6 protein-coding genes are annotated in these 4492 nt (G+C 64.2%); 5 read left to right on the top strand and 1 reads right to left on the bottom strand.

Going from position 1 to position 4492, the window contains the following annotated elements; all coding sequences use genetic code 11:
- Nucleotides 1–134: 134 nt before the first annotated feature.
- Nucleotides 135–407 (top strand): hypothetical protein, encoded by a 273-nt coding sequence (locus EOA32_RS33640; RefSeq protein WP_128374019.1) that lies wholly within the window; start codon nucleotides 135–137, stop codon nucleotides 405–407.
- A gap of 523 nt (nucleotides 408–930) precedes the next feature.
- Here the strand turns inward: EOA32_RS33640 and EOA32_RS38990 are convergent.
- Nucleotides 931–1077: a hypothetical protein gene (locus EOA32_RS38990; RefSeq protein ID WP_082954140.1), complete on the bottom strand. Its 147-nt coding sequence runs from the start codon at nucleotides 1075–1077 to the stop codon at nucleotides 931–933.
- A gap of 217 nt (nucleotides 1078–1294) precedes the next feature.
- On the opposite strand from EOA32_RS38990, the gene EOA32_RS38985 reads away from it, so the two are divergent.
- From EOA32_RS38985 to EOA32_RS33625, 4 genes are all read left to right on the top strand, one after another.
- On the top strand, nucleotides 1295–1453 hold the full coding sequence (locus EOA32_RS38985; RefSeq protein WP_156751168.1) for a hypothetical protein: 159 nt from the start codon (nucleotides 1295–1297) through the stop codon (nucleotides 1451–1453).
- Between the two features lie 237 nt (nucleotides 1454–1690).
- A complete protein-coding gene (locus EOA32_RS33635; RefSeq protein ID WP_095828765.1) occupies nucleotides 1691–2758 on the top strand; it encodes a type III polyketide synthase in 1068 nt (355 codons plus the stop codon).
- Nucleotides 2755–3489 carry a methyltransferase domain-containing protein gene (locus tag EOA32_RS33630; protein ID WP_128374018.1) on the top strand — a complete coding sequence of 245 codons (735 nt, stop codon included), beginning with the start codon at nucleotides 2755–2757 and terminating at the stop codon, nucleotides 3487–3489. The genes EOA32_RS33635 and EOA32_RS33630 overlap by 4 nt, the downstream gene beginning before the upstream one ends.
- The coding region (locus tag EOA32_RS33625; protein WP_145971445.1) for an NAD(P)/FAD-dependent oxidoreductase at nucleotides 3486–4492 on the top strand (1007 nt) is incomplete at its 3' end. The genes EOA32_RS33630 and EOA32_RS33625, both read left to right, overlap by 4 nt.

Genomic DNA, 4492 nt, shown 5'->3' with positions numbered 1-4492 from the left:
GGTGATGTTGTAAAGATTGCACATCGGCAGCACTTCCCCGTCCCGCCGATTGTTCCCGCATTTTCCGCGGAGCGCAAACTGGTTGCCGGTGAGGCGATGGCAAGCCACAGGAAATTGAGGATATTGGGCGCTCAGTGTCTGCGCCCGCGGCGCCGCTTTGGCTCGACCGGCTCCGCGGCCGGCGGCTCGCCCGGCAGGCCCAGCCGGTGGCGTTCCTCCTCGGCGAAGGCTTCGGCTTCCGCGTGGATGTTGAACAACTGATGGACCAGCCGGCCGCCTTCGACGACGCGGACCAGCCATTGGCCGTTGATGAATTTTACGCGGACACTGTCTGGTTCGCCTGCCACCATGTGCAGCTCCAGCTCGTCGCCCTAAGAATTGCATCCTCGAACAGCAATACGATTTAACGCACGAAGGGTCGTCGCAAGCAACCGCTTATTATCATCAGCCGGAGAATAGTTGCAAGGCACGAGCACACTTGATGTCGAAAATACAGATTTCCGGTAAGGGGATTTCAAAATGGATAAAATCCAGACACTGAAAGCTTGAAGGACACCTTAGGTAGAATTCGACTTCGATGCGGCGCCCGGTCCGCGCAACGATACGCCTCTCGAGCGCTTTGGAGCGATTGTGAGCGCGTGCAGGTCCACCGCGGCAGCAGCGCTGGTTGCGGACCGATCGGTGGTGTGGAGGGCTTGCTTGCAAGGCGCGCCGACGGCCCGGCAGCCTGGGGGGGTGTTTGGGTTCGGCGGCCGGGCCTGACCGGAGTTTGCGAGCCTGCCGGCTACTTCGAACATGCGCTTGTACTAATGCAAGGGCAAGAACGACTTAGGCCCTAGGACCAAAGCAGTGGGAGGGGCGCAAACGGCCGAATACGAGCACCGGCCCGCGCGAGGCTCCGGCCCGCCTCCACAGAACATTTGCCCAGCATCAGAAACCGAAGAACTGCTTGCCCACGAGGTAGCCCAGCGCCACGACTGCCAGCGGGAACAGCGCCGGCGCTATCCTGCCGAATGGCGAGGATCTTATCTCGCCCGCAGGGGCGTTGGGCTTGGCGTTGCCGAGGTTCTTGGTCATGGGTCCGTTACCGGAATTCGTTGCCGGGTGACCAACAATATTAGAAAGCGCTGATTAATTTTCTCACAATTCGATTGATGCAATTTGCAGCTATCGCCGGTAGCTGCGTGCGCTTCCCGCTTCCTTGCCGATACCGTCAATGTCGGACTGGGCGAGCGTTCTACCCGCCCGGGAACCCTTCCCGCCCTCGCCAGGTTTATATGCGAGGCGAACCACCATGCTAGATAGGCCCCCTGCCGAAAACCCGGGAAGGACCCTCGCCATCGTGCTGGCGGTCGGCCTCATCATCATCGCCTTGTTCTTTATCGGCTTCAGATATTCAGAGCGCGATCAGGGAGCCTTGATCGTGCCCGGAACGGTGCAGGGCAGCAAGTGATCGACCCGAAATCCTTGCCTGCTGCTAGGGCGCGGAAAAGGCTGTAACACTTTGATTTGCCTATTATCCCCTTCAAATCTTTTAGTTTCGGGATCACACGCCAGGGAAGAAACAGGTTTTCCGAAACGTTTATCGAACAGGCAACAGTCAGCGCTTGGCGCCTGCCAAGGCGCGCTCTTGAGCAAGGAACCCCTCCGGCAACAGCGCGCACCGCGCCGAGGCCCAGGGAGACAGTAAATGTCCGCTAACGCCTACATCAACCGGATCGCGACGGCGGTTCCGGAGCATGAAGTCCACCAGTTCTACCTGCGCTACGCGGCCTCCATGCTCTGCAGCGACCGCAGGAAACTATTCGAACGCATGGCCGGGCTTGCCGGCATTGACCACCGCTTCTCCTGCTTTGCCCCGGCTCTCGACCCCGAAGGGCCGTCGGTCGATCTCGGCGGGATCTTCAAGCGGGGGGCATTTCCCGGGACGGCCGCCAGAATGGCTATGTTCGCAGAGGCCGCCCCCGCGCTGGCGCAAAAGGGCGTCGACGGGCTGCATCTCGGCAACGAGGCTTCGCGCATCACACACCTCATCGTCACCACCTGCACCGGTTTCTCCGCGCCCGGCATCGACCTCGACCTGGTTCAGCGCTGCGGCCTTGCGGACGGCGTCGAACGCACGATGATCGGTTTCATGGGCTGCTACGCTGCGGTCAACGGCCTCAAGCTTGCGCGCCACATCGTACGCTCCGATCCGGGGGCAAGGGTACTGCTGGTCAACATCGAGATCTGCACACTGCACATCAGGGAAACCACCGAACTGGAAAAGCTGCTCTGCTTCTGCCTCTGGGGCGACGGCTGCGCTGCGAGCATCGTCACCGCCGAGCCGCCCGGCATCGAGCTCGACTCCTTCCGCTGCGCCGTCGCGAACGAGCAGCGCGAACTGATGACCTGGGATATCCGCGACCAAGGTTTCGACATGGTTCTTTCCGGCAAGGTGCCGGCCGCTGTCCAGGAAGCCCTGCGCAGCAACCGGGACGCGATCCTCGCAGGCCGGGCGCCGGAAGCGATCGACCTCTGGGCTGTGCATCCCGGCGGCCGCAGCATTCTCGACGCCGTCGAAAGGGCGTTTGAACTCGAGCCCGCCGCGCTCGAGCCCTCGCGCGAGGTGCTTCGCCAATATGGCAACATGTCGTCGCCAACCGTCATGTTCGTGATGGAGAAGATGCTGAAGAAGCCGGGCGGGCTGCTCGGCTGCGGCATGTCGTTCGGGCCCGGGCTGACGGCCGAGACCATGCTGTTCAGGACCGTTTCATGAGTGCGCTCGCTGAACGCAGCCTCGTTCCGGAAATCCTGGACGGGCTCGCGGCCGACGATGCGCGGGCAATCCGCTCGCGCCGCGATCTCGCCCGCATCAACGCGCTGATGTTCCAGGCGCCGATCATGGCCTCGCTCATGCGGAAATTTTTGCCGAGGCCGCCCGGTCGCATCCTGGAGATCGGCGCTGGCGACGGCACCTTCATGCTCAAGGTGGCGCGGTGCATGGCACTTGATTGGCGCCAGGTGGAGCTGACGATGCTCGATCGCATCCGCCTCGCCACGCCGAAGCTCGCGGCGGATTTCGCCGGGCTGGGATGGACGGTCGAAACCATCACCGCAGATGTCTTCGATTGGGCGGAGAAGGGGGATGGCAGACCCTTCGACGCGATCACGGTCAACCTCTTCCTGCATCATTTCAACGATGCTGCACTGCTGCGGCTGTTCTCGCTATTGCGGCCCAAGGCGCCGCTCATCCTGGCGACGGAACCGCTGAGGGCGGGCTTTGCACTGATCGCGGCCCGGCTTCTGCCGGCAATCGGCGTCAACGACGTCACGCGACATGATGCGGTTGAAAGCGTGCGCGCCGGCTTTCGCGGCCACGACCTTTCCGATCTCTGGGCTGCCGCCGGCGGCAACCCGCTCGAGGAACGGCGCGCAGGGCTTTTCTCGCATGTCTTTGTCGGGGCCTCGGCGATCCAGGTCGGGGATGCGCCCAGGGATAAGCCGTGAAGCGCGCATCCACCCACGATGCGATCATCATCGGCGCCGGCCCGGCGGGCACGTCGGCGGCGCTGGCGCTCGCCCGGCGCGGATGGGCTGTCGCGATCGTGGAGAAGAGCGCGTTTCCGCGCCGCAAGGTATGCGGCGAATACATCTCGGCAAGCAACCTCGCGCTCCTTGACCGGCTGGGTATCGGCGATGCTTGGCGCGGCGAGGCCGGTCCGGAAATACGCCGGGTCGGCCTCTTTTCCGGCAATGCCAGCATCGAGGCGCCGATGCCGGGCGCGCGATCCGGACCCGCGGCAAGAAACGGCTTCGGCCGCGCGCTTGGCCGCGACATATTGGACACGCTGCTGCTCGACGCGGCCCGCTCGGCTGGCGTGGAAGTGTTCCAGCCCTGCCGTGCCGTCGCCATCGAAAGGGATGGCGACCGCCAGGCGGTGCGGATCCAGGCTACAAGCGGCAGTCCCGGCGAGGAGGGGATGACCCTGCGGGCATCGGTAATCGTCGCTGCACACGGTTCGTGGGAGCCGGGGCCGCTGCCGAGCCAGCTCGGGAAGCAAAGCCGCTCCTCGGACCTGCTCGGGTTCAAGGCGCATTTCACCGGGTCGGCGCTGCCGCCCGATCTGATGCCGCTGCTCACTTTTCCCGGCGGCTACGGCGGCATGGTGCTCGCCGACCGTGGCCGCCTGTCAATCTCGTGCTGCATTAGGCGCGACATGCTTGCCCGGCTGCGCGGCAGCCTTGGCCGCGAACGCGCCGGCCATGTCCCGGCGGCCGAAGCCGTCGAGCGCCACATCAGGGCGACATCCCGGGGCGCGCGGGACGCGCTGGCGGATGCCCGTCTTGACGGTCCGTGGCTCGCCGCCGGTCCGATCCGGCCGGGCATCCGCGCAGGCTACGAAGCAGACATCTTCCGCGTCGGCAATGTCGCTGGCGAGTCGCATCCGATTATCGCCGAGGGGATATCGATGGCGCTTCAGTCCGGCTGGCTTGTGGCTCAGGAACTCGG

It is taken from the genome of Mesorhizobium sp. M1A.F.Ca.ET.072.01.1.1 (assembly GCF_004023325.1).
Taxonomy (GTDB): Bacteria; Pseudomonadota; Alphaproteobacteria; order Rhizobiales; family Rhizobiaceae; genus Mesorhizobium.
This window is presented reverse-complemented; position numbering and strand designations above follow the sequence as displayed.

Bases quoted from the DNA above. Each gene is read 5' to 3' on its own strand.
- EOA32_RS38990 (WP_082954140.1), bottom strand. From the start codon at position 1,077: ATGACCAAGAACCTCGGCAACGCCAAGCCCAACGCCCCTGCGGGCGAG.
- EOA32_RS38985 (WP_156751168.1), top strand. From the start codon at position 1,295: ATGCTAGATAGGCCCCCTGCCGAAAACCCGGGAAGGACCCTCGCCATC.
- EOA32_RS33635 (WP_095828765.1), top strand. From the start codon at position 1,691: ATGTCCGCTAACGCCTACATCAACCGGATCGCGACGGCGGTTCCGGAG.
- EOA32_RS33630 (WP_128374018.1), top strand. From the start codon at position 2,755: ATGAGTGCGCTCGCTGAACGCAGCCTCGTTCCGGAAATCCTGGACGGG.